General features: G+C 66.6%; 22 protein-coding genes and 1 tRNA gene. 6 read left to right on the plus strand and 17 right to left on the minus strand.

Annotated features, from left to right (window positions below; all coding sequences use genetic code 11):
- Positions 1-69: 69 nt before the first annotated feature.
- Together OXQ33_RS15900 and OXQ33_RS15905 are read right to left on the minus strand one after the other, a co-directional pair.
- Positions 70-693: a hypothetical protein gene (locus tag OXQ33_RS15900; protein ID WP_267435656.1), complete on the minus strand. Its 624-nt coding sequence runs from the start codon at positions 691-693 to the stop codon at positions 70-72.
- Positions 690-1,343: a methyltransferase domain-containing protein gene (locus tag OXQ33_RS15905; protein WP_267435657.1), complete on the minus strand. Its 654-nt coding sequence runs from the start codon at positions 1,341-1,343 to the stop codon at positions 690-692. Before OXQ33_RS15905 ends, OXQ33_RS15900 begins: the two co-directional genes overlap by 4 nt.
- Before the next feature lie 256 nt (positions 1,344-1,599).
- Here OXQ33_RS15905 and OXQ33_RS15910 point away from each other — a divergent pair, with 256 nt between their 5' ends.
- The 3 genes from OXQ33_RS15910 to OXQ33_RS15920 all read left to right on the plus strand — a co-directional run bounded on the left by OXQ33_RS15910 (position 1,600) and on the right by OXQ33_RS15920 (position 2,400).
- Complete coding sequence (locus tag OXQ33_RS15910; protein WP_267435658.1) at positions 1,600-1,773, plus strand: hypothetical protein; 174 nt, start codon at positions 1,600-1,602, stop codon at positions 1,771-1,773.
- Between the two features lie 81 nt (positions 1,774-1,854).
- Positions 1,855-2,118 carry a hypothetical protein gene (locus OXQ33_RS15915; protein ID WP_267435659.1) on the plus strand — a complete coding sequence of 88 codons (264 nt, stop codon included), beginning with the start codon at positions 1,855-1,857 and terminating at the stop codon, positions 2,116-2,118.
- A 27-nt stretch (positions 2,119-2,145) separates the two neighbouring features.
- A complete protein-coding gene (locus OXQ33_RS15920) occupies positions 2,146-2,400 on the plus strand; it encodes a hypothetical protein (protein ID WP_267435660.1) in 255 nt (84 codons plus the stop codon).
- Between the two features lie 49 nt (positions 2,401-2,449).
- Here OXQ33_RS15920 and OXQ33_RS15925 read toward each other — a convergent pair whose 3' ends face one another.
- The gene (locus OXQ33_RS15925) at positions 2,450-3,601 is read right to left on the minus strand and encodes an N-acetyltransferase (protein WP_267435661.1); all 1,152 of its coding nucleotides are present in this window, start codon (positions 3,599-3,601) and stop codon (positions 2,450-2,452) included.
- Positions 3,602-3,736: 135 nt separating this feature from the next.
- Between OXQ33_RS15925 and OXQ33_RS15930 the strand changes: the two genes are divergently transcribed.
- Positions 3,737-4,831, plus strand: coding sequence for a fatty acid desaturase (locus OXQ33_RS15930; protein WP_267435662.1), 1,095 nt, complete (start codon positions 3,737-3,739; stop codon positions 4,829-4,831).
- A 203-nt stretch (positions 4,832-5,034) separates the two neighbouring features.
- On the opposite strand, the gene lptG is transcribed toward OXQ33_RS15930, so the two are convergent.
- From lptG to hspQ, 14 genes are all read right to left on the minus strand, one after another.
- A complete protein-coding gene (lptG, locus tag OXQ33_RS15935) occupies positions 5,035-6,132 on the minus strand; it encodes an LPS export ABC transporter permease LptG (protein ID WP_267435663.1) in 1,098 nt (365 codons plus the stop codon).
- On the minus strand, positions 6,129-7,328 hold the full coding sequence (lptF, locus tag OXQ33_RS15940; RefSeq protein ID WP_267435664.1) for an LPS export ABC transporter permease LptF: 1,200 nt from the start codon (positions 7,326-7,328) through the stop codon (positions 6,129-6,131). The genes lptG and lptF overlap by 4 nt, the downstream gene beginning before the upstream one ends.
- 261 nt (positions 7,329-7,589) lie before the next feature.
- Positions 7,590-9,509, minus strand: coding sequence for an ATP-binding protein (locus OXQ33_RS15945; RefSeq protein WP_267435665.1), 1,920 nt, complete (start codon positions 9,507-9,509; stop codon positions 7,590-7,592).
- A gap of 55 nt (positions 9,510-9,564) precedes the next feature.
- The gene (locus OXQ33_RS15950) at positions 9,565-10,827 is read right to left on the minus strand and encodes an aminotransferase class I/II-fold pyridoxal phosphate-dependent enzyme (protein ID WP_267435666.1); all 1,263 of its coding nucleotides are present in this window, start codon (positions 10,825-10,827) and stop codon (positions 9,565-9,567) included.
- A gap of 22 nt (positions 10,828-10,849) precedes the next feature.
- A complete protein-coding gene (locus OXQ33_RS15955) occupies positions 10,850-11,095 on the minus strand; it encodes an acyl carrier protein (protein ID WP_058718202.1) in 246 nt (81 codons plus the stop codon).
- A gap of 67 nt (positions 11,096-11,162) precedes the next feature.
- On the minus strand, positions 11,163-12,059 hold the full coding sequence (locus OXQ33_RS15960) for an NAD(P)H-binding protein (RefSeq protein ID WP_267435667.1): 897 nt from the start codon (positions 12,057-12,059) through the stop codon (positions 11,163-11,165).
- A complete protein-coding gene (proB, locus tag OXQ33_RS15965; RefSeq protein ID WP_267435668.1) occupies positions 12,056-13,156 on the minus strand; it encodes a glutamate 5-kinase in 1,101 nt (366 codons plus the stop codon). Before proB ends, OXQ33_RS15960 begins: the two co-directional genes overlap by 4 nt.
- Positions 13,157-13,346: 190 nt before the next feature.
- A complete protein-coding gene (obgE, locus tag OXQ33_RS15970) occupies positions 13,347-14,396 on the minus strand; it encodes a GTPase ObgE (protein WP_267435669.1) in 1,050 nt (349 codons plus the stop codon).
- A 60-nt stretch (positions 14,397-14,456) separates the two neighbouring features.
- Positions 14,457-16,067, minus strand: a complete 1,611-nt coding sequence (locus tag OXQ33_RS15975) for a pilus assembly protein TadG-related protein (protein ID WP_267435670.1) — start codon at positions 16,065-16,067, stop codon at positions 14,457-14,459.
- Positions 16,067-16,528, minus strand: a complete 462-nt coding sequence (locus tag OXQ33_RS15980) for a TadE/TadG family type IV pilus assembly protein (RefSeq protein ID WP_267435672.1) — start codon at positions 16,526-16,528, stop codon at positions 16,067-16,069. Before OXQ33_RS15980 ends, OXQ33_RS15975 begins: the two co-directional genes overlap by 1 nt.
- Positions 16,529-17,021: 493 nt before the next feature.
- Positions 17,022-17,570, minus strand: a complete 549-nt coding sequence (locus tag OXQ33_RS15985; RefSeq protein WP_267435675.1) for a GNAT family N-acetyltransferase — start codon at positions 17,568-17,570, stop codon at positions 17,022-17,024.
- Between the two features lie 186 nt (positions 17,571-17,756).
- On the minus strand, positions 17,757-18,023 hold the full coding sequence (rpmA, locus tag OXQ33_RS15990) for a 50S ribosomal protein L27 (RefSeq protein ID WP_042486007.1): 267 nt from the start codon (positions 18,021-18,023) through the stop codon (positions 17,757-17,759).
- A 43-nt stretch (positions 18,024-18,066) separates the two neighbouring features.
- Entirely contained in the window at positions 18,067-18,366 is a 300-nt protein-coding gene (gene rplU, locus OXQ33_RS15995; protein WP_007405484.1) for a 50S ribosomal protein L21, read from the minus strand.
- A gap of 159 nt (positions 18,367-18,525) precedes the next feature.
- A complete protein-coding gene (gene hspQ / locus OXQ33_RS16000; RefSeq protein ID WP_267435673.1) occupies positions 18,526-18,906 on the minus strand; it encodes a heat shock protein HspQ in 381 nt (126 codons plus the stop codon).
- Positions 18,907-19,035: 129 nt separating this feature from the next.
- Between hspQ and OXQ33_RS16005 the strand changes: the two genes are divergently transcribed.
- Positions 19,036-19,125 (plus strand) — tRNA-Ser (locus OXQ33_RS16005).
- Positions 19,126-19,347: 222 nt separating this feature from the next.
- Complete coding sequence (locus OXQ33_RS16010) at positions 19,348-21,633, plus strand: GH92 family glycosyl hydrolase (RefSeq protein WP_267435674.1); 2,286 nt, start codon at positions 19,348-19,350, stop codon at positions 21,631-21,633.
- Positions 21,634-21,771 lie beyond the last annotated feature (138 nt).

Here is a 21,771-nt window from a genome sequence, read left to right on the forward strand (position 1 = left end):
CGGGAGGGGAGAAAAAGAAGGGCAGCGGTTCTTATCGAACCGCCGCCCTGTCGTTCATGATCGGTAAAATCACGCCGCCTTCAGATCCTCGAAGTCATCGGCATCGTGATGATCCATCCGCTCGCCTTTCATCAGACGGCGCGGCGCGCTCTTGTACATCTTGAAGTCGTTGAACGGGTCGGTGACGATCTTGGTCGCCCAGACCAGCCCGGTCTCCAGATCGCGCTGCACCCAGAGCTGCATCACGCGCACCACGATCGCGCTCACGCCCAGACCCAGCCAGCCGATGCCGACATGGCGCAGATAACCCATGAAGCCCTCGGGGTTCTCCAGCGTGCCGAACAAGGTCGGCTGGACCAGCAACACGACCGGGATCGCGCCCCAGATGCCCATCAGCACATATTTGCGGGCCAGGTTATAGCCGACCTTGATCTCTTCCTTATGCTCGTGGCTGGCCTTGTTCACATGGTCATAGCCCTTGGGCTCGAAGAAGAAATGCCCGGCTTGGCGGCTGGTCATCGCGACGCCCCAGGCGAGCAGGCTGGCCACTGCCGGGTCGATGAACAACAGCACATAGGCGGTCAGGAAGGTACAGGCGCTGACGAAGTGCAGGCTCTGGTTGACCAGGCTGTGGTGATAATAGCGATGATCGTCCCACCGCTGTTCGGCGAGCTGCGCGCGGAAACCCGTCATTGGACTTGTCCTTGGAGGAAGGGCTGGCGCTTGGCGAAGCGGACCAGCGAGAAATGGCCGAGTGGGGGCAGGGGGCGGCTTTCGACCAGTTCGACATCGTCGCGCGTCGCCGCCCAGTCGGTATAGCGCTCGAACGGGAAGTCGGTGCGGAAACCCAAGCGGCTGGTGATCGGCATCAGCGTCTTCTCGATCCGTCCACGCAAGCCGTCGCCCGCGCCGACGCGGGTGGTGATGACGATCTCGCCGCCGGGGCGGCAGATGCGGGCGAATTCGTCCAGCGCCTTTTCCGGATTGGGCACGGCGGTGATGACGTACTGCGCGACCACCACGTCGAAGCTGTTGTCGGCGAATTGCAGCGCCTCGGCATCGCCATAAGCGATCTGCTCGACATGGGTCAGATTGCCATTCCGCACCCGCTCGCGCGCCTTGTCGAGCATCGGCTCGGACAGGTCGACGCCGACGATGCGGTTGCGGTTCGAATATTGGGGCAGCGAAATGCCGGTGCCGACCCCGACCTCGATGATCCGCCCGCCGATCCGCTCGGCGGCGACGATGGCGGCGGAGCGGCCTTTTTTGAAGACGGGGCCGAAGACCAGGTCATAGACAGGCGACCAGCGGTCATAGGCCTTGGTGACGCTGGCGGTACTCATCTGCGTTGCCATCGAAGGGGCATCCCGTTGTGCGACGATGCCGCCCCTGTTCGCAGCAGGCGGTGACAATTTCGCGACAAACGCGGGATCATCTGCGAGATTTTCGCAATAACGCCATCAATATGTCATCGTAGATCCACCGATCTGTCGCATTGGTCGTTTACACGGAACAGTGGAAGTTGCTGCCTTGTTTGGGGCAATAGACTCTGGGTCCGTGGCCTAGTCTTTAAAGGGTGGCTTGCCGCTTCTTGGGAAAGTGAAATTTTTTTCGGACGCGCGACTGTCGCTGCCGACAATCTGTGTCGCCGCAAGCCTTCCAATCGTCACCGCCTCCGCGCGCGACTATCGAGCGGCGCGTTTTGCCGATGGATCGGCGAAAATTACCAGGAATCAGCAAAAAACACCGGGCGGCAAAAACGTAAACCTCTGAAATCCGACGTTTTTGCTGTGTGGCATGACTAATGCAGTAACTCACATGCCGGGGTGATCCGGCTTCAGGGAGTTACCAACCATGCTACTGACATTGCTGATCGCATCGACCTTGTCCGCCGCCGCGCCGGGCCGTGAGCCCCTAGCGTCGCCGACCATCACCTTGAACACGGTCGCCGTGACGGCGGAGGGCGGCGCGTCGCCCGCCCCCGTTTCGGCTTCGACCCGCTACTGCGTCGTCGAGCGCCTGACCGGTTCGCGCATTCCGACCAAGGTCTGCCACACGGCGGACGAATGGATCGCCCTCGAAGGCCAGGTTCCGACCGGCCGCATCGCGCGCCGCTGATCCCCCCTCGAAAACCGGAGAATCCCGATGATGTTCGCTCTGCTCGCCACCGCCGCCGCTCTGTCGGCTCCGTCACCCCGCGACGATGTCGCCAAGCCCGCCCCGGCGCCCGTCGAAGCCTCCGCGCTGCCGACGGCACCGGTCGCCGCTGCCAAGCCGCCCCGCTACTGCTTCCTGAACGTCCAGGAAGACCACATCATGCGCGGCAAGGTCTGCAAGACGCGCAAGCAGTGGTTGTGGAACGGCGTCGATCCGCTCGACTATATCGGCCGCAACAAGTGAGGGGAAAGGGTGGGGGCCGCCCCGGTCGGGCGGCCCCGCCCGTCGTCCGTCAGCCCAGGTCGCGGGCGTAGACGTTATAGGTCTTGTTGACGTCGCTCTTGATGGTCTCGGCGATCGAGCGCATCCCCTGATTGTCGTCGAGGATCCAGCCGATTTCGCCGCGCGACGCGCCGTAACGCTGAATCGAGGCGCGGCGGATATATTCGATCATCATGAAGGCCAGCTGGCTCGCCATGCGCGACGACTGGAGTTCCTTGACCACGCCCATCAGGGGCACGCGCATCGTCCGCACCTTGGGCGCGCGCAGCCACAGCAGCAGTTTTGCCCAGCCGAAGGGAAGCAGGCTGCCCTTGAGCGGCTTGATCGCCTCGTTCAGGTCGGGGAGCGTGATCATGAAGGCGACCGGCTTGCCGTCCAACTCGGCGATGCGGATCAGGTCGTTGAACACGATCGGCTTCAGCTTGACGCCGACATCCTTGATTTCGGGCGGGGTCAGCGGGATGAAGCCCCAATTGTCCGACCATGCATCGTTCAGGATGCTCAGGATGATCGCGGCCTCCTCCTCGAACCTGGCCTTGTTCACCTCGCGGACGCGGATGCGCTCGTTCTTCTCGCCCGACTTGATGATCCGCTGGACGATCGGCGGAAATTCCTGCGTGATGTCCAGCTCATAGGTGAAGAGCTGCTTGATGACGCCATAGCCCGCCGCCTCGATCCAGCCCTGATATTCGGGCCGCGCATGGCCCATCATAATCGTCGGGTCCTGATCGAACCCCTGGACCAGCAGGCCGGGTTCTTCCCACACCGACTGCGACACCGGGCCGATCGCGCGGGTCATACCCTGTTCGCGCAGCCAGCCCTCGGCAGTGGACAGCAGCGCCTTGAACACGTCCTCGCTGACCGCGTCCATCAGGCCCCAGAAGCCGACGCCCGGCCCGAAGCCCTTCGACGGGTCCATCTCCAGCGCCAGCGTGTCGAGATGCGCGGAGATGCGCCCGACGACCTTGCCATTCTCCTCGGCCAGGAAAAGCTGCGCCTTGGCATGGCTGTACCAGCCATTCTTCTCCGGCGTGATCAGACCCAGCGCCTCGCCCTTCAGCGGCGGAACCCAGTGCGGATCGTCCGCGTACAGGCCGAAGGGAAAGTCCACGAAGGTCTTGCGATCGCCCTTGGTGACGACCGGGCGGATGGAGAGCGACATAGGCGGACGGTCCAGCGATGGATATGAAAGTCGTTTCCTAACCGTCTTGGTCGATCATAGCGAGTGAGGATTCCGTCATTCGCCGCCGTGGGAATGCCACCGTGTCGCCACTATATGGGGGCAAAGGATAGAGTTATGGAATCGACGCTTTCTTTCGAACGCGGCCCCGGTGCCGCCGCCGTCCCGCGCCAGGCGCGCCTGCCCATCGCCGACGACAAGGCGATGCTGCGCGCCGCCGCCGAGATGACGCGCGACCTGATCGCGCCGAAACCCCGGCTCTATTGGGCGGACATGGCGGGCAGTGCGCTGGTCGGCTATGCCGCGCTTGCCGTAGCGGTGACGGCGGCGTCGACGGGCGTGATCGTCGTGGCGTCGGTGGTCGCGGTGCTGGCGCTGTACCGTGCGCTGCTGTTCATCCATGAGGTCAGCCATATGAAGCATTCGGCGCTGCCGGGCTTCCGGACCGGCTGGAACGCGCTGGTCGGCGTGCCGCTGCTGACGCCCGCCTTCATGTATGAGGGGGTGCATAATCTGCACCATGCCAAGACGCGCTATGGCACCGCCGATGATCCCGAATATCTGCCGCTGGCGCTGATGAAGCCGTGGACACTGCCGGTGTTCATCCTGGTGTCGGCGCTGGCCCCGCTGGGTCTGCTGATCCGGTTCGCGATCCTGTCGCCCTTGTCCTGGGTGATTCCGGGGCTGCGCAAAATGGTGGTCGAGCGTTACTCGGCGCTGGCGATCAACCCGCAATTCCGCCGCCGCATGCCCGAGGGCGAGGCGCTGGTGCGGTTCAACCGGACCGATGCGGCGGCCTCGATCTGGGCGATCGCGCTGGTGGCGATGGTCGCGACGGGGGTCATCTCGCTGCGTGGCTTCGGCATCGGCTTCGCCATCGGCTCTGCGGTCGCGGTGCTCAACCAGGTCCGCACGCTGGTCGCGCATCTCTGGGAGAATGAGGGCGAGCAGATGACGGTGACCGCCCAGTATCTGGACTCGGTCAACGTGCCCCCGCCCGCGTTGCTGCCGGGCCTGTGGGCGCCGGTCGGTCTGCGTTACCACGCGCTGCACCATCTGCTGCCGTCGCTGCCCTACCACTCGCTGGGCGAGGCGCATCGCCGGATCAGCGCGGCGCTGGAGCCGGATTCGCCCTATCACAAGGCGAGCTACAAGGGGCTGCCGGGGCTGGTGGCGAAGATCGGCCTGAGCACGATCCGCCGGGGGAAATAAGGTTCCGTTGCTGGGCGACGGCCGGGGCGTACGCTTCGACTTCGCTCAGCGTGAACGGGCGGTGGAGATTATGACACCCCTTCCAAACCTCCGTTCAGCCTGAGCGAAGTCGAAGGCCACGGGACTCCGCTCGCCAAGCCGCGATGCCTGGGGGCGTGCACTTCGACTTCGCTCAGTGCGAACAAGTAGGGGCAGGCCCCGCCTTACTCCTCCGTCCGGAACAGCACCGCCTCGCCGATCAGGAAGAACAGCAAAATCGGTGCCCAGGCGGCGAGGAACGGGGGGTAGGCCCCCAGGTCGCCCATCGCCATCGAGAAATTGTCCGCGACGAAATAGGCGAAGCCCAGCGCCATGCCGATCACCGCCCGGACGAACAGCTTGCCCGAGCGTGCGATACCGAAGGCGGCGACCGCGCCCAGCAGCGGCATCAGCACCGCCGACATCGGCGCGGACAGCTTGTGCCAGAGCGATCCTTCCAGCGACTTGGTCGGGCGGCCCGCCTCGCGCAGATCGTCGATCGCGTTCGACAGCGCGCCGAAGGACAGGCTGTCGGCATTGACGCTGGCGAGCGTCAGTTGCTCGGGCGTCACGCCGCGCCCGATGACCAGCGAGGGCATGGTGGTCAGCTTGCCCGATGCCACCTCGAACCGCGTCACCGGGCCGATCCGCCAGCCATCGCCGGCGCGCTGCCCGCGCGGGGCCCGCACGATCGCCTGGAGATTGCCCCCGGTCCGGTCATAGAGCGTCACGCCGCCCAGTTGCGTCTTCGCCCCGCGCCCCTGGATCAGGTCGACCGAGATCAGGTCGTCGCCGTCGCGGACCCAGACATTGGCCCGGTCGCCGCTGTCGATGGGCAGCGGGCCATATTCGACCTTCTGCCAGGCGCTCAGCGTCGCACTGGCACGCGGCACGATCCGGTCGTTGAAGGCGAAGCTTAGCACCGCGACGCCCGCACTGGCGACCAGCAGCGGCGCCAGCACCTGATGCGCCGACATGCCCGCCGCCTTCAACGCGATGACCTCCGAATTCTGGTTCATCGTGAAGAAGGTCAGGATCGTGCCCAGCAGCACGGAAAAGGGCAGCAGGAAGGATATGATCTGCGGCGCACGGAGCGAGACATAGCGCCACACCTGCGCCTGTCCGTTGCCCGGTGCGGCGAGCACCGCGCCGGACTCGCTCAACACGTCGAGCGTCTGGAGCACCAGCGCCACCGCGAACAGGATCGCGAAGGTGCGGATCAGGAACATCTTCGCCATGTAGATGGCGATGGTCCGCGACGGGAAGATGTTGGACAGGGTCATGCCGCCATCGCCTTCTTCCGGCGGCGACCGGGCAGCCAGCGACCGATCGCCTTGGCAAGCTTCGCCACGCCGCGTTCCAGCGCGCCGATCGGCTGGCCGCCGGGCACATAGGCGGTCACATAATACATCCAGAGCACCAACCCGGCGAAGACGGTGAACGGCCCCCAGAGCGCCAGCGCGGGATTGACCCGGCCCAGCGCGCCGATATCGGCGGCATATTGGTTGACCTTGAAATAGGTGACGAGCATCACGATCGACAGGAACACGCCCAGTGCGGAGGTCGATCGCTTGGGCGGGATGCCCAGCGACACCGCCAGCAGCGGCAACAGGAACATCGTCACCACCTCGACCACGCGGAAGTGGAATTCGGCACGGCTTCCCGCCCGGGCCTCCGCGCTTTGCGCTTCCTTGCCGTGGCGGGCGAGCTCGGGCAGGGTGAACTCCAGGTCCCGGCCGCCGCGCTGTCGGAAATTGTCGAACTTGGGCAGGTCGATCGGCAGGTCATGGCTGGAGAAGGTCAGGACGCGCGGCGCCTTGAACTCGGGCCGGTTGTGGATCAGCGTGCCGTTCGTCAGGCGGAAGATGATGACGTTGGGGTCGTCGGTCGCCAGGAAGCGCCCGCGCTCCGCCGTGACGCCGATCCAGTCGCCCTTGGACGTGTTGGCATGGACGAAGATGCCCGACAGGTCGCGCCCGCTGTCGCGGCTCTCTTCGATGCGCAGGGTCATGCGGTCGCCCAGATGGGTGAACTCGCCGACCTTGATCGACGCGCCGAGAGCGCCGGTGCGCAGCTCGTAGCGAAGCCCTTCGTAATAATAGCGCGCGACCGGCTGGATATAGCCGACAATCGCCAGGTTCAGCGCGGCCAGCACGATGGCGTACATATACGGCACGCGCAGCAGCCTGGTGTAGCTCATGCCCACGCCGCGCATCACGTCCAGTTCGGACGAGGTGGCGAGGCGGCGAAAGGCGAGCAGGATCCCCAGCATCAGCCCGATCGGAATGCCCAGCCCCAGATATTCGGGCAGCAGATTGGCGAGCATCCGCCACACCACGCTGATCGGCCCGCCCTCGGTCGCGACGAACTCGAACAGGCGGCGGATGCGATCGAGCACCAGCAGCATCGCCGAGATGAGCAACGTCGCGAACAGCGGCAACGCGATCAGCCGGGCCATGTAGCGATCGATCGACTTCATGCGGGGGACTTCATGCGGGGAACATCACTCGCGCGATAAAACGGCCATGGCTATACGAGGGCGGGCAGGGCGCGTCACCCCTTGTTTGCGGTTCGGCATTTTCTGGAGGGATCTCGGTGGGTTCGGTCGGGCGGAGCCCGAAGTGCCAAGAGCGTGGCGTGCGCTTCGACTTCGCTCAGCGCGAACGGGGGGCGGGGCATTGCACCTTGTCCCTGCCGGATAGTCCCCGCCCTCCGGTCAGCCTGAGCCATCCGCCAGCCTTCAGGCCGCCGCGCAAACCGGCCCTTCCGCCACCCGCTTCAACGCCGCCGCCAGCGCGCGTTCCAGTCCGGCCAAGGTGAACGGCTTGCGCAGCACCTCATGCCCCTCGAACCCGGCCGCCTGCACATCGCCCGCAAAGCCGGTGACGAACAGAACGGCGATATCGGGATGACGGGGACGCAGGGTCGCGATCATTTCCGGCCCGGTCATGTGCGGCATCAACACGTCGGACACGATCAGGCAGATACCGGGGTGTCGCGCAAGCAGTCCTTCCGCCTCGCGCGGGTCGCTGCACGCGATCGGGTCGTGGCCCAGTTCCCGCAACGCCCCCATCGTCGCGGCGAGCACGCGGGGATCGTCCTCGACCAGCAGGATGCGCAGCGCTTCCAGCCCCTGCGGCGACGGAGTGGCACTGGTCGCCTCGACGGGCGTGGGGGCCGCCGTCGCGACATGGCGGGGGAAATAGAGGCTGACCGTCGTTCCCGCACCCGGTGCGGTGCGGACCGTCACATCGCCGCCCATCTGGCCGACCAGCCCAAAGATCTGGCTGAGGCCCAGGCCCGTGCCTTTGCCGGCCGGCTTGGTGGTGAAGAAGGGCTCGAACACACGCTCGGCGACGTCGGGGGTCATGCCCGCGCCCGTGTCGGTGACCGACAGCATGACATAATCGCCCGCCGCGGCGCGGGGCAGGGTGTCGGCATCGACCCGAGTTTCGACGGTGCGGATCGTCAGTTCGCCGCGCCCGTCCATCGCGTCGCGCGCATTGACCGCCAGGTTCAGGATCGCGTTTTCCACTTGCACCCGGTCGCCGAACATCGCCCAGTCGCTGGTCGCGTCCTCCACCGTCACCTTCACCCCGTCGCCCAGCGTCCGGTCGAGCAGGTCGCGCATCCCGCTGACCAACTGGCGCGGGGCCAGCGCCTCGGGAGTCAGCGCCTCCTCGCGGCTGAACATCAGGAGGCGGCGGGTCAGCGCGGCGGCGCGGTGTGCGCCTTCGGTCGCGCTGTCGAGGTGGCGCAGGCTGACCTCACGATCCTCGGCCCGGCGCGCCAGTTCCAGCCCGCCCAGTACGACCGCCAGCATATTGTTGAAATCATGCGCGATCCCGCCGGTCAACTGGCCCAGCGCATCCATCTTCTGGACTTGGCGCAATTTGGCTTCCTGCACCTTCAGTTCTTCGGTCGCGGTCTCGACGGCGGCGGCGAGTTCCTCCGCACGGGCGCGTTCGGCCCAGGCCTCGGCGCGCGCCTCCGCCCGCTCGCCGACCGTGCGGAACATCAGCCAGCCGAGCAGGATCGCGCCGAGCGCTAGCGCGATGCCGAAGATCACCAGTCCCCCGGCGATGCGGTTGGAGTGAAGCACCGTCTCCTGCGCCGCCGTGCTGCGCTGGTCGAGCAGCACGCGCTCGCCCTCGATCAGCGCGGTGAGCAGCCGGTTGATCTGCAACAGCGCCTCGGCCTGTCGCGCCTGGTAATAGAGACCGTAAGCCTGACGGTTGCGATGATAGGTGGTCGACAGCGCGATGACCGACAATTCCTCGCCGCGCGCCTCATAGGCCTTGCGCAATTGCTCTACGCGCCGCTGCTGGCTGGCCTCCTCGATCAGCATATCCAGCCGTTCGAGTTGCGCGCGCGCCAGATTCCATTCGTCGACGTAAAGCTGGCCCAGCTTGCTGTCACCCGAGATCACATAGCGGCCCAGCGAGGCCTCCGACCGCGCGATCGTGCCCGCCAGGGTGCGGGCGAGGATCATCACCTCGTAACTGTGCCGCTGCCGCTCCAGCGCGCGGTCGCGTTCGCGATTGGCGTGACCCAAGGTCACGATCAGCATGGCCAGCGTCACCGCCCCGGCCAGCGCCATCGCGATCAGGGCAAAGGCCCGCCAGCGGCCGACCTTTCCGAGATTATCCTGCTCGATCACGGCCGTTACGCTATCCCAGCCACCGGATAATGCAAAGCCGGGCGCGCCCGGGCGATCAGGCGATCACGCCGACCGCCTGGCCCGCTGCGCGGAACATGCCCAGCACCGTCTCGATCTGGGCGGGCGTATGCTCGGCACAGATCGAACAACGGAGCAGGAAGGTGCCCGCCGGAGTCGCGGGCGGCCGCGCCATGTTGACGTACAGCCCGCCGTCGAGCAGCGCCTGCCACATGATCACCGCCTGTTCCTGATCCTCCAAGATGACGGCGACGATCGCGCTGTCGCAATTCTCGGTGCCCAGCTTGAAGCCCATCGCCTTCAACCCGCCGTGCAGCGCGCGGGCGTTGGACCAGAGCCGCTCGCGCTTGTCGTGCGCGGTCATCAGCTTGCGGATCGAGGTCGTCGCGGTCGCCACCACCGAGGGGGGCAGCGAGGCGGTGAAGATATAGGGACGGCAGGCGAGGCGGACCGCCTCGAACTTGGGATGGTTGGACACGACGAAGCCGCCGACCGTGCCGACCGACTTGGAGAAGGTGCCGACAACGAAATCGACCTGGCCTTCCAACCCTTGCGCCTCGTACACGCCGCGTCCGTTGGGGCCGAAAAAGCCCATCGAATGCGCTTCGTCGACCAGCACCATGCACCCGTGCTTCTTGGCGACCGCGACCATCTCCTTCAGCGGGGCGATGTCGCCCAGCATCGAATAGACGCCCTCCAGCACGACCAGCTTGGCGGGTTCCTTCGGCAGGCGGCCCAGCCGCTTGTCGAGATCCTCGACCGAATTGTGGCGGAAGCGGACGATCTCGGCATTGCCCTGCTGGCAGCCGTCATAGATGGACGCATGGCTGTCGGCGTCGAGGATGACATATTCGCCCTTGCCCGCCAGCGTCGAGATGATGCCCAGATTCGCCATGTATCCGGTCGAAAAGACGATCGCGCCGGTCGTGCCATAGAAATCGCGCAGCGCCTGTTCGACTTCCATATGATCATGGAAGGTGCCGTTGAGCATCCGGCTGCCGTTCGTGCCCGAGCCGAACCGCTCCAGCGCCGTCTTGCCCGCCGCGATCACGTCCGGATCGAAGGTCATGCCCATGTAATTATAGGTGCCGAGCAGGATCGTGTCCTTGCCGCGGATCACCGCTTGGGTGGGCGACTTCACCTGTTCCATCACGATCGCGAAAGGATCGGTGACGCCCGAATCGAGCAGCTTCTGCCGCTCGGCGATCAGGCCGTCGAATTTGGACAGCAGGTCATGCTCGGGCGCGACGGCGGGGGCGTCCATGGGCAGGGCGTGGGGCTGGGCAGCGGCTTCGGTCATGTCGGTGTCCGTTTGAAGGCGATCAGGCTTGCTTGAGCTTTTCGACCGCGTCGACGAGCTGGCCGACATTCTCGATCTCGGCCTGCATGTTCATCGTGATGATGATGTCGAATTCGTCCTCGATCGCGGCGACGAAGTCCATCACGGTCAGGCTGTCCCACTCCAGGTCGCCCTGGAAGGTCGTCGCCTCGGTCAGTGCCACACCCTTCTTGTTGAAGGGGGCGATCTGGGCCGCGACGGTGTCGAAAATGGCTTGGCGGTCGCTCATGATGATCCTTTCGAGGGCGCCAGTGGCACCCAAATGCGGCGGCTTTTCGACCGCTTGATGTCCGCTGCTATAGCAAGCCGTTGGCGCGATACCACCGTGCCGTGTCGGCCAGCCCCTTGGCCAGCGTTATGGCGGGCTCCCACAGCGCCGGATCGGGCCGTTTGGCCGGGTCGGCGGTCCAGTCGGGATGGCAGAGATAGCCGACCCGGTCGGGGGTCAGCTTGGCGCCCTTGCCTCGCAACCGGCGGTCGATCCGCGCGCCGAGTTGCAGCAGTCCCTTGGGCAGGTGCAGGGCCATCACCCGCCGCCCGACCGCCGCGCCCATGGCCTGGGCCAGTTCGGCATGGGTCAGCGCCTGCCCGTCATCGACCTCCAGAACGCTGCGCGGACCATCGGCGGCGACGAGCGTGGTCAACAACCGCGCGAAATCCTCCACCGCGATCAGCGACAGCCTGCCCGGGGGCGGCATCAGGGCAAGGCCGAGCCTGGCGGTGCGGAACACGTCCAGCCATTCGGTGTCGTGCGGGCCATAGATCCCGCTCGGCCGGACGATGGTCCAGTCGAGGCCGCTGTCCATGACGATGTCCTCGGCCTCACGCTTGGACCAGCCATAGACCGACAGACCGGGCTCGCGGGCGGACAGCGACGAGACATGGACGAAGCGCCGGATCCCCGCCGCCTTCGCCGCCTCCACCATCGCGCGGGTGCCCTCGATATTGCCCGCGACGAAGCCGTCCCGGTCGGGCGCGTTCACCACGCCTGCGATATGCAGCGCCGCCTCGGCCCCCTCGACCAGCGTGGCGAGGCTTTCCGGCTTGTCGAGCGCGCCCGCGATCCAGGTGATCCCGGCGCGCGACGGCTGGGCCCGGCGGGTGAGCGCACGAAGCGACAGCCCCGAACCGGCGGCGCGGTCCACCACCGCGCGACCGACAAAGCCGGTCGCCCCCGTCACGGCGACGATCATAGCAGGGCCAGATGGTTGCGATGGATCAGCGCGGCGCGGGGGGCATGGCCCAATATGTCCGCCTGCTGGTCCGAGCGGGTGCCGATCAGCGCGCGCGCCTCGGTCGAATCATATTCGCTAAGGCCGCGGGCGATGGTGCCGTTCGGCCCCTCCACGGTGACGAGATCGCCCCGCGCGAAATGCCCCTGCACGGCGGTCGCACCCGCCGCGAGCAGGCTGTTGCCCTCGGCCAGCGCCTTGGCCGCGCCCGCATCGACGGTGATCGCGCCGCGCGCGGTGAGGCCACCGGCCAGCCACGCCTTGCGGGCGGGGGCACTCCTTTCCGCGACGAACAGGGTGTGGCGCGCGGGCGTCGACAGCGGATAATCCACCCGGCCCGATGCGATGGCGAGATGCGCCCCCGCGCTGACCGCGATGCGCGCGGCGGCGATCTTCGACACCATGCCGCCCGATCCCATGCCCGAGGCCGAGCCGCCATCGGCCATGCCGCTGACCGCGTCGATGCGCTCGACCCGCTCGATATGGCGCGCGTCCGGGTTGGTGTGCGGGTTGCTGTCGTACAGCCCGTCCACGTCGGAGAGCAGCAACACGCCGTTCGCCGCCGCCGCCTGACCCACCCGCGCCGCCAGCCGGTCATTGTCACCGAAGCGGATTTCCTCGGTGGCGACGCTGTCATTCTCGTTGATGACCGGCACCACGCCCAGGCCCAGCAGCCGCCCCAGCGTCGCTGCGGCGTTCAGGTAACGGCGGCGATCCTCCAGATCGTCCAGCGTCACCAGCATCTGCGCGGCGGTGAGGTTTTCGGCGTGGAGCAGCTCCGCCCAAGCCTGGCTGAGCGCGATCTGGCCGGTCGCGGCGGCCGCCTGCGCATCCTCCAGGCTGGCGCGCCCACCCTTGGGCAGGCCCAGGCGGCGCGCGCCCAGCGCGATGGCGCCCGACGAGACGATGGCGATCTGCTGCCCTTGCCGCACGCGCACGGCGATGTCGGCGACCAGGCCGGTCAGCCAGTCGCGACGGACTTCGCCCTCGGGCGTGACGAGGAGCGCAGAGCCGACCTTGACGATCAGCCGCTGGCAGGTGGTGGGGGGGAAGATCATCGGAGGGTGGTCTTGGTGGTGGAATATCGGGCGCGACGGTCTCGGTGAGACACCATGCCCTCCCCCGGCCCCTCCCGCCTGCGGGAGGGGAGAGGTTTTTGGGCTAGCTTTCGCCTCAGGCACGCCCCTCCCGCAGGCGGGAGGGGATGGGGGGGGGCAGGGTGTCTCACCGAGCCCACCGCCCCATATCTCAGGACAACGGCGACCATGTGATCTCGTCCTCGCCCTCGTCATTCTCGGGCACCGCGTCCGGCCCCGGCCCGATCGCCTCCAACAGCTTGTCGAGCACCCAGTCCACACCGGTCCCCGCCGCGCCCGAAAGCGGGATGACGTCCGCACCGCTCGCCTCGGCCAGTTCGGCGGACAGCGCCTCGATCAGTTCGTCGTCCAGCGTGTCGATCTTGTTGAGCGCGATGATGTGCGGCTTCTCGATCAGCCCCGCGCCATAGGCCTCCAGTTCGTCGCGGACGATGCGGTAGCTTTCCGCCACATCCTTGTCATTGGCATCGACCAGATGCAGCAGCACTTGGCACCGCTCGATATGCCCCAGGAAGCGGTCGCCGATCCCGGCCCCGTCCGCCGCGCCCTCGATCAGGCCGGGGATGTCGGCGACGACGAACTCGCGCTCGCGATGCCGCACCACGCCCAACTGCGGCCGGGTGGTGGTGAAGGCATAGGCGCCGACCTTGGCCTGGGCATTCGTCACCGCGTTGATGAAGGTCGACTTGCCCGCATTGGGAAGGCCGACCAGACCCGCATCGGCGAGCAGCTTCAACCGCAGCCAGACCCACGCCTCTTCGCTGGGCCAGCCGGTGCCGTGCTGGCGCGGCGCGCGGTTGGTCGAGGTCTTGTAGGTGGCGTTGCCGCGCCCGCCGTCACCGCCGCGCAGGAACACCTCGCGCTGGCCGACCTTGGTGAAGTCGAGCAGCACCTCTTCCTTGTCTTCGGACAGGACCTGGGTGCCCACCGGCACCTTGATGACCAGATCCTCGCCGCCGCCGCCCGTGCGGTTGGAACCCGAACCGCCCGAACCACGCGGCGCCCGGAAATGCTGGGTGTAGCGGAAGTCGATCAGCGTGTTCAGCCCGGCCACCGCCTCGAAGATGATATCGCCGCCCTTGCCGCCATTGCCGCCGTCGGGGCCGCCATATTCGATGTATTTTTCACGGCGGAAGGATACGGCGCCGGGACCGCCCGCGCCGGAACGGACGAAAATCTTGGCCTGGTCGAGAAAATGCATGGCGTCGCCTTTACCCTTGACCGCGCCGACTGACCAGCCCGCCGGATAGGACGCGCGCGATCAGGCGACGAGCGTGGCTCCACCGCAACGGACGCCGTTCACCGTCACATCGGCCTGCCCGACATGCACGCCCAGCAGATCGGTCAGGCTGTTGATCAGCAGGTCTAGCGCGGGGGCGACCGAAGCCAGCGCCGCGCCGACCGTGCCGGTCAGGCCCGACAGCCCCAGGCTGAACGGCTCCAGGGTCAGGCTGAGCTTGCCGATCAGCGAGCCCGCTATGCCCTGCATCGCCGAGTTGGCGGTGACGGTGCGCGGCGTGGCATTGGCGATATCGGCAGTGTTGAACGTCAGGCGCTGCCACGCGCTGTCGCTCGCCAGGTCGATACGGGCATAGGCCATGACCTTGACCAGTGCCACCTGAAGCAGCGCCACCGGGCCGGTGATGGGCGACCGGCTCATATCATCGAAGCGGCTGCGATCGATCTGGGCGATGGCGACGGTGCCGGGGGAGGGGAGCGCGTCGATCGTCACCGTCTGCCCCGTCCCCGAGCAGGTGATGCCGGTCAGCCTGGCCTGTGCCGCCGCCGTCTCGACGAAGATGGGCAACTGGATATTGGCGAGCAGCGGCAGGCCGATCTGGGTATCGATCAGCATCCGCTGCTGCGCGGTCCGCACGATGGTCGATCCGTCCTGCGCCACCGCCAGCCAAGGCGAGTTGGCGGGGCGCTCGCCGATCGCCAGCATTATCTTGGTCGACAACAGCCCCGGCACCGATGCCCCCAGGTCGAGCGCGACCTGCCGCTGGCCGTTGGCGATCGACAGCGACTCGCGCAGCATCGAATAGGCGTCCATCGCGAACAGGTCGCGCGACGAGGCCCTGGTCAGGTCGCCCAGCGGCCCCAGATCGATCAGGCGGCTGAGCGGCACTTTCGACCCCGGTACCCGCAGCGACAGGTTGCGGAGCAGCGTCGCGGTGCCCGCATTGCCGGTGGCGTCGGCCATGGCGCTCAGCAGGGTCGGCAGGGTCACGTCGGCGGCCAAGATCGTGTCGAAGCTGGCACCCGTCAGGCCGATCCGCGTCCCCAGCGACCGGGTCATCCGCAACAGGTCGATCCGCCCGCCGACCAGCGCCTGATAGTCCATGAAGGACAAGGACAGATCGCTGCCCGCCAGACCGTTCAGCAGCGCACCGGGCAGGCCGCCTTGCACGTTGAGCAGTCGCGTGCCCAGCGAGAAACTCGCCAGATCGATCCGCCGCGCCACCGCGTCGGCGGCGACGGGGCTGGTGTTCCTGCCGGTCAGAACCCGACCGAAGAAGAGCGGCACGGGCTGGCTCAAGACCACGCGGATCGCGCCGGCATCGCTGCCGGCGACGAAGCGGCTGGCGGGGGGCAGGGCGGGATCGGCACTGTAGCGCCCCGGCATGATGCTGGTGGAGACATTGGCAAGGCCGGTCGCGGCGACGATACGGTTGATCGCCTCTGCCCGCCGGTCGGGGGCGGACGCGGCGGCGGCGAGTGCGGCTTGGTCGGCGACGCCCTGCAACCGGCGCTGCGACAGGGTCAGCATGCCGATATCGATCCCCATCGCAGCGAAGCCGATCATCGCCATCGCCGCCAGCGCGGTCAGGATGCTGACGCCGCCGCGCCGATCCCGCCACAGCGCCGACATCAGAGCCCGCCGATCATCGCGACGCCCTTGGCCTTCAGGACGCGGGCCGGCATGGGCACGAAGGGCAGGTTGAGCAGCGGATCGGCGGAGGCGTCATAGCGGATCGACACGGTGATCAGATTGTCCGCCTCCGACGTGTCGACCTGGCCCCGGTCCCGGCGCAGCACGCTGGTCGCGTCGAGCACCCGCAAGGCCGTGTCCGTCGCGATGCTCTTGCGTTCCGCAGCGTCGATACCGGCAAGCGACGCGCGCGCGGCGTCATTTGCGGCCTGTTGGACGAGATGCGCGGTCAGGAAATAATCGCCGAAACCGACGATCCCCATCAACAGCGCCAGCAGCACGGGCAGGGTCAGCGCCAGTTCCGCCACGGCCACGCCGCGATGGTCGGGCGGCAGGCAAAAGGGCCGGCGCGGACGGCGGGGTGGGATGGCGATAATGGACTCGGCGAGGTTGCGTGCCACCAGGATGATCCCTCGAAACAGACTGGCCGTTTCATCAAGAAGGCTTCAACCCTTATCAAATAGCTAAAATCCGGTTTCGCGCCGGATTAATGGAATGGCAAAGCAGATTAGTGATCGATATGGTCTTTTCGGCCTTTCCCTAGACTTTTTGACTGATCAAATTGGTTAGGTCCGTTTCGGATGTTCATGTCGTCGTGGGTGAAAGACTTCGCGGATGGCGCGAGTCGGGTGACCGGATACGGCTCCGCCGATCCATTCAGTGTTTGTCGCGCGCCCGTTTCATAGGCGCGGAGGTGCACTGGAATCGATCCGCCGCGCGCGGTCGGTCCGCAGCAATCCCGACGAATAAGACACCTCTGCGAGAGTTGGTGTGTCGTCCAAAGCCATGTGCGATCCGAGGCTCCGCCCGCTCGTAAGGGGGCAGGCCAGCCGCCTGAGCCGAACCCCCTATCACCACGTCCGCGCCGCGAACCGGGCGGCCCTCATGCCCTGATCAGGCGGCGAGCGGCATGGCCGGATTTCGCTCACCGTCCAGGTCGAGGGCGTAATGGATGCTGGGCGACAGGCCGCCGCGCCCCGCCGAGGCCCGCGCCATGCGCTGTCCGGTCGGGCGGAAGCCCAGCTTGGTCAGGACATGGCCGGAGGCGGGATTGTCCGCGAAATGCCACGCGCCCAGCCGGTCGATGGGCAGCGCGTGCCGTGCCATGTCGATCACCGCGCGACCCGCCTCGGTCGCATAGCCCCGTCCCCAGGCGGACGGCGTCAGCCAATAGCCCAACTCGTGCCCCGTATCGCCCGCGATGATCGCGATCCCGCCGATCAGCACCGGCGCGGCCTCGCGATCCAGCGCGGTGATCAGGAACCGGGGTTCGGTCGCGCCACGCGGCTGGGCCAGCCACTGCTCGGCATCGGCGTGGCGATAGGGGTGGGGGACCCGCGCCACCATGCGGGCGATCGCCTCATGCCCGATGGCCTCGACCAGGGGGGCGGCATCTTCCGGCCAGGCTGGCCGCAACAACAATCTTTCGGTCCGCGCGAACATCACTCGACAACTCCTCGTCGCGTCGGCCGCGCCTTGCCACGTCCGGATGACGGGACGGAGACAGGCGGACCGAAGCGGTTGGAGGGAGCACAAAAAAAGGGAGCCGGGGTGACCCGTCTCCCTTTTTTGCTGGTTCCTGCGCGGAACCCGGGTCACCCTGGTGGGCAACCCGGCGCGGTTGCCCGATTATTCGGCCGCTGCGGCCAGTTCGACCGAGCAGAATTTACGGCCGAGCTTGCCTTCGTGGAACGCGACGCGGCCATCGACGAGCGCGAACAGGGTATGGTCCTTGCCCATGCCCACGTTGCGACCCGGATAGAACTTGGTCCCGCGCTGACGCACGAGGATGTTGCCGGCGATGGCTTCCTGGCCACCGAACTTCTTCACGCCAAGGCGACGGCCGGCCGAATCACGACCGTTACGCGACGAACCGCCTGCTTTCTTATGTGCCATTGCGAACTACTCCTGGATTTCGTTGGGGTGGCGCGGCTGAAATTCAGGCGCCGACCGACACGATCTTCAGGATCGTGTGCTGCTGACGGTGGCCGTTGCGACGACGATAGTTGTGGCGACGGCGCTTCTTGAAGACGATGACCTTGTCGGCCTTCGCCTGAGCGATGATCTCGGCGGCGACCGTGATGCCGTCGACCGCCTTCAGCTCCGAGCCTTCGCCCGCCAGCAGAACGTCACCCAGCGTCACCGACGCGCCGGCTTCGCCCTCGATCTTCTCGACGACGATCTTATCTCCGGCGGCGACGCGATACTGCTTGCCGCCCGTGCGCACGACTGCGAACATGGCTCTCATCACTTCCCAAATGCATGGCTCCCGCGCGGGAATGCCCACCGGGAAAGAAAGGCCAGCTAGGCAAAGGCGGCCGGATTGTCAACCAAGGATTCGGATTTTCGAACCTTCGGGGCCGGGCGGGCGGCGATCTCCGCCGCTATCCCCGCCCTATCAATGCCGGTGTTCGCGCCGCAACAGATAGCGTCCGTCGGCATAGCCGGTGAACAGACCGTCGATGGCGGGATGCTCGATGGGCTCGTCGCTGTCGTCGTGCAGCAAATTCTGTTGGCTGACATAGGCGACATAGCTCGATTCGGCATTCTCCGCGAGCAGATGGTAGAAGGGCTGGTCCTTGGCCGGGCGGATTCGTTCGGGAATCGCGTCATACCATTCGTCGCTATTGGCGAAGACGGGGTCGACATCGAAGATCACGCCGCGAATGTCGAACATGCGGTGGCGCACCACCTCCCCGATCGCGAACCGCGCGGTCGCGACGATCGGCGCTTGCGCTTCCTGGCTCGGGGGCTGGGGGAGGGTGTCGATAGGGTCCATGGACCTGATTTAATGCCTTTGTCGCGTCGCACAAGTTTAGGCGCTTGCAATGGATAAAAAGCTGATCTAGGAGCGCGCCTCCAATCGATCAGCCCCATGCGGACCAGCGCCGCTACGGATCGTCCTCGCGGAGAGGTGGCAGAGTGGTCGAATGCACCGCACTCGAAATGCGGCGTACCGGCAACGGTACCGAGGGTTCGAATCCCTCCCTCTCCGCCACTTACCCGACATGCCTGCACGAACCGATCCCGACGCGGCCCTTCGCCGCCGCCGGTTGCCCGCTTTTTTGCGAGGCGCGGGGGTAGCGGTGCGCGCGGTTCGGGCGCGAAATTAAGGGTTTAGCGTCGCGACGCGATCCATCCTTCCCCTTGGCAAGGCCGCGCGTATCGGGGAAGGTGCCCCGATCCGGCGAAAAGGGGAGAGTGGATGGCGGTGCGGGGGATGATGTTGGTCCTGGCGATGCTCTCCGCCAGCGCCTCGGCACAGCGGGCGACGGTCGACGATGTCGATCCGTTCATCGGCACGGGGGGCGAGGGCCATACCTATCCCGGCGCGGTGGCGCCCTTCGGCATGGTCCAATTGTCGCCCGATACCGACACCCAGTGTGCGCTGCGCGAATGCTATGCTCACGCTGCGGGTTATCGCCACGACGACCCGACGATCCAGGGGTTCAGCCACACCCATTTCTCGGGCGCGGGGCATTCGGACCTGGGCGATCTGCTGGTCATGCCGGTGTCCGGCGACAGCGTGCCGATGGATCCCGGCACGGTCGACAAGCCCGGCTATCGCTCCCCCTTCCGGCACGAGACGGAGGAGGCGCGGCCCGGCTATTATGCGGTGACGCTGGACGGGCCGGGCGTCCGCGCCGAGATGACCGCCGCGACACGGGCCGGGGTGCATCGTTACGGCTTCCCCACGGGCAAGGCCGCGCATCTCGTCATCGATCTCCGGTCGTCGCTTTATAATTATCCCGGCAAGATCCTGTGGTCCGGGTTGCGGCTTCGCCCCGACGGTACCTTGACCGGTTTTCGCGAGACCCGGGGTTGGGCGCCGGGGCGCAAATTCTTCTTCGCGATGCGCTTTTCCGCGCCGCTGACCGGCCATGCGCTGATCAATCGCGAGGCCGACGTGACCTATAAGGGCTTTCAGGGGCCGGGACGGGGCAGCGATGCGGTGGCGGAGCGGCTGGGCCGCGCGCTGATGGCGCGGCTCGACTTCGGTACGCTCGACAAGCCGCTGGAGGTGAAGGTCGCGATCTCGGGCGTGGACGAGGCGGGGGCGATCGCCAATCTCGACAGCGAGCCGGGCGGCTTCGATGCGATCCACGACCGGACCCGCGCCGCCTGGACCCAGGCGCTGGGCGCGGTCGCGTTGGAGGGCGCCGCGCCGATGCGCCGCATGGTCGCCACCGCGCTCTATCACAGCCTGCTCGCCCCCAGCGTCTGGAGCGACGGCGATGGTCGCTATCGCGGGCCCGACGATCAGGTCCACAAGGCAGAGGGTTTCACCTTCCGCTCGACCTTCTCGCTCTGGGATACGTTCCGCGCCGAGCATCCGCTGTTGACGCTGATCCAGCCGGAACAGGTCAATTCGGAAATCGTCCGATCGCTGATCGCCAGTCGGGAGGCCAGCCCCGACGGCATATTGCCGGTGTGGCAGTTCCATGGGCGCGAGACCTGGACGATGATCGGCTATCACGCGGTCCCGGTCATCGCCGATGCCTATCTGAAGGGTATTCGCGGGTTCGACGCTAACGCCGCGCTGGACGCGATGGTCGCGAGTGCGCGCTATGCGCCCTATGGCGGCCTGGGCGAGTATATGAAGCGCGGTTACGTCCCGATCGACCGCGAGCCGGAGGCGGCGTCCAAGACGGTCGAATATGCCTATGACGACTGGGCAATCGCGCGCATGGCGGCGGCGATGGGGCGGGGCGACATCGCCGCCGACTTCGCGAAGCGCGCGGGCAACTGGCGCAACAGCTTCGATGCGAAGACCGGTTTCCTGCGCGCCCGCAAGGCCGATGGCACCTGGCGCGTGCCGTTCGATCCGACCGCGATCAACTATGGCTCCGATTATACCGAGGGTAATGCCTGGCAATATAGCTGGTTCGTGCCGCAGGATCAGGCCGGGCTGTTCCGGACGATGGGCGGCGACAAGGCGGTGGTCGCCAAGCTCGACCGGATGTTCGACTATGACAACAGCAAGCTCGACTATAGCCATGCCGAGGATATCGCCGGGCTGATCGGCCAATATATCCATGGCAACGAACCCAGCCACCATGTCGCCTATCTCTACAGCTATGCCGGGCAGCCCTGGCGGACGCAGGAACGGCTGAAGCAGATCGTCGACAGCCAGTATAGGCCGACGCCGGACGGACTGTCGGGCAATGACGATCTGGGCCAGATGTCGGCCTGGCTGGCGTTCACGGCGCTGGGTTTCTATCCGGTCACGCCGGGGACCAACCAATATGTGATCGGTCGTCCTTTCCTGAACCGCGCCGTGCTGAACCTGCCCAACGGCAAGCGCTTCACGATCACGGCGGAGGGCTTGAGCGAGGCCCATCGCTATGTCGGATCGGTGCGGTTGAACGGAATGAAGCTGACGCGCGGGTTCATCCGGCATGAGGAGATCATGGCGGGCGGGACGCTGGCGTTCGAAATGGCGGCGCGGCCCGATCGGGCCTGGGCGGTGGCGTCGAAGGATCGGCCTTATTCGATGAGTCGGTGAGGGGCGTCGTCCTCGCGGCGGAGGCGGCGTCAGGCTGTTGACCGTTCGCGAGGAAAGTCGAACGCATCCGCTTTCCTCTCCCCTCCCGCAGGCGGGAGGGGGTGGGGGAGGGCCCTCTCCACCGGGCCGCGCCGCCAT

The sequence above is a fragment of the Sphingomonas sp. GM_Shp_1 genome (assembly GCF_026540895.1).
Classification (GTDB): Bacteria; Pseudomonadota; Alphaproteobacteria; order Sphingomonadales; family Sphingomonadaceae; genus Sphingomonas.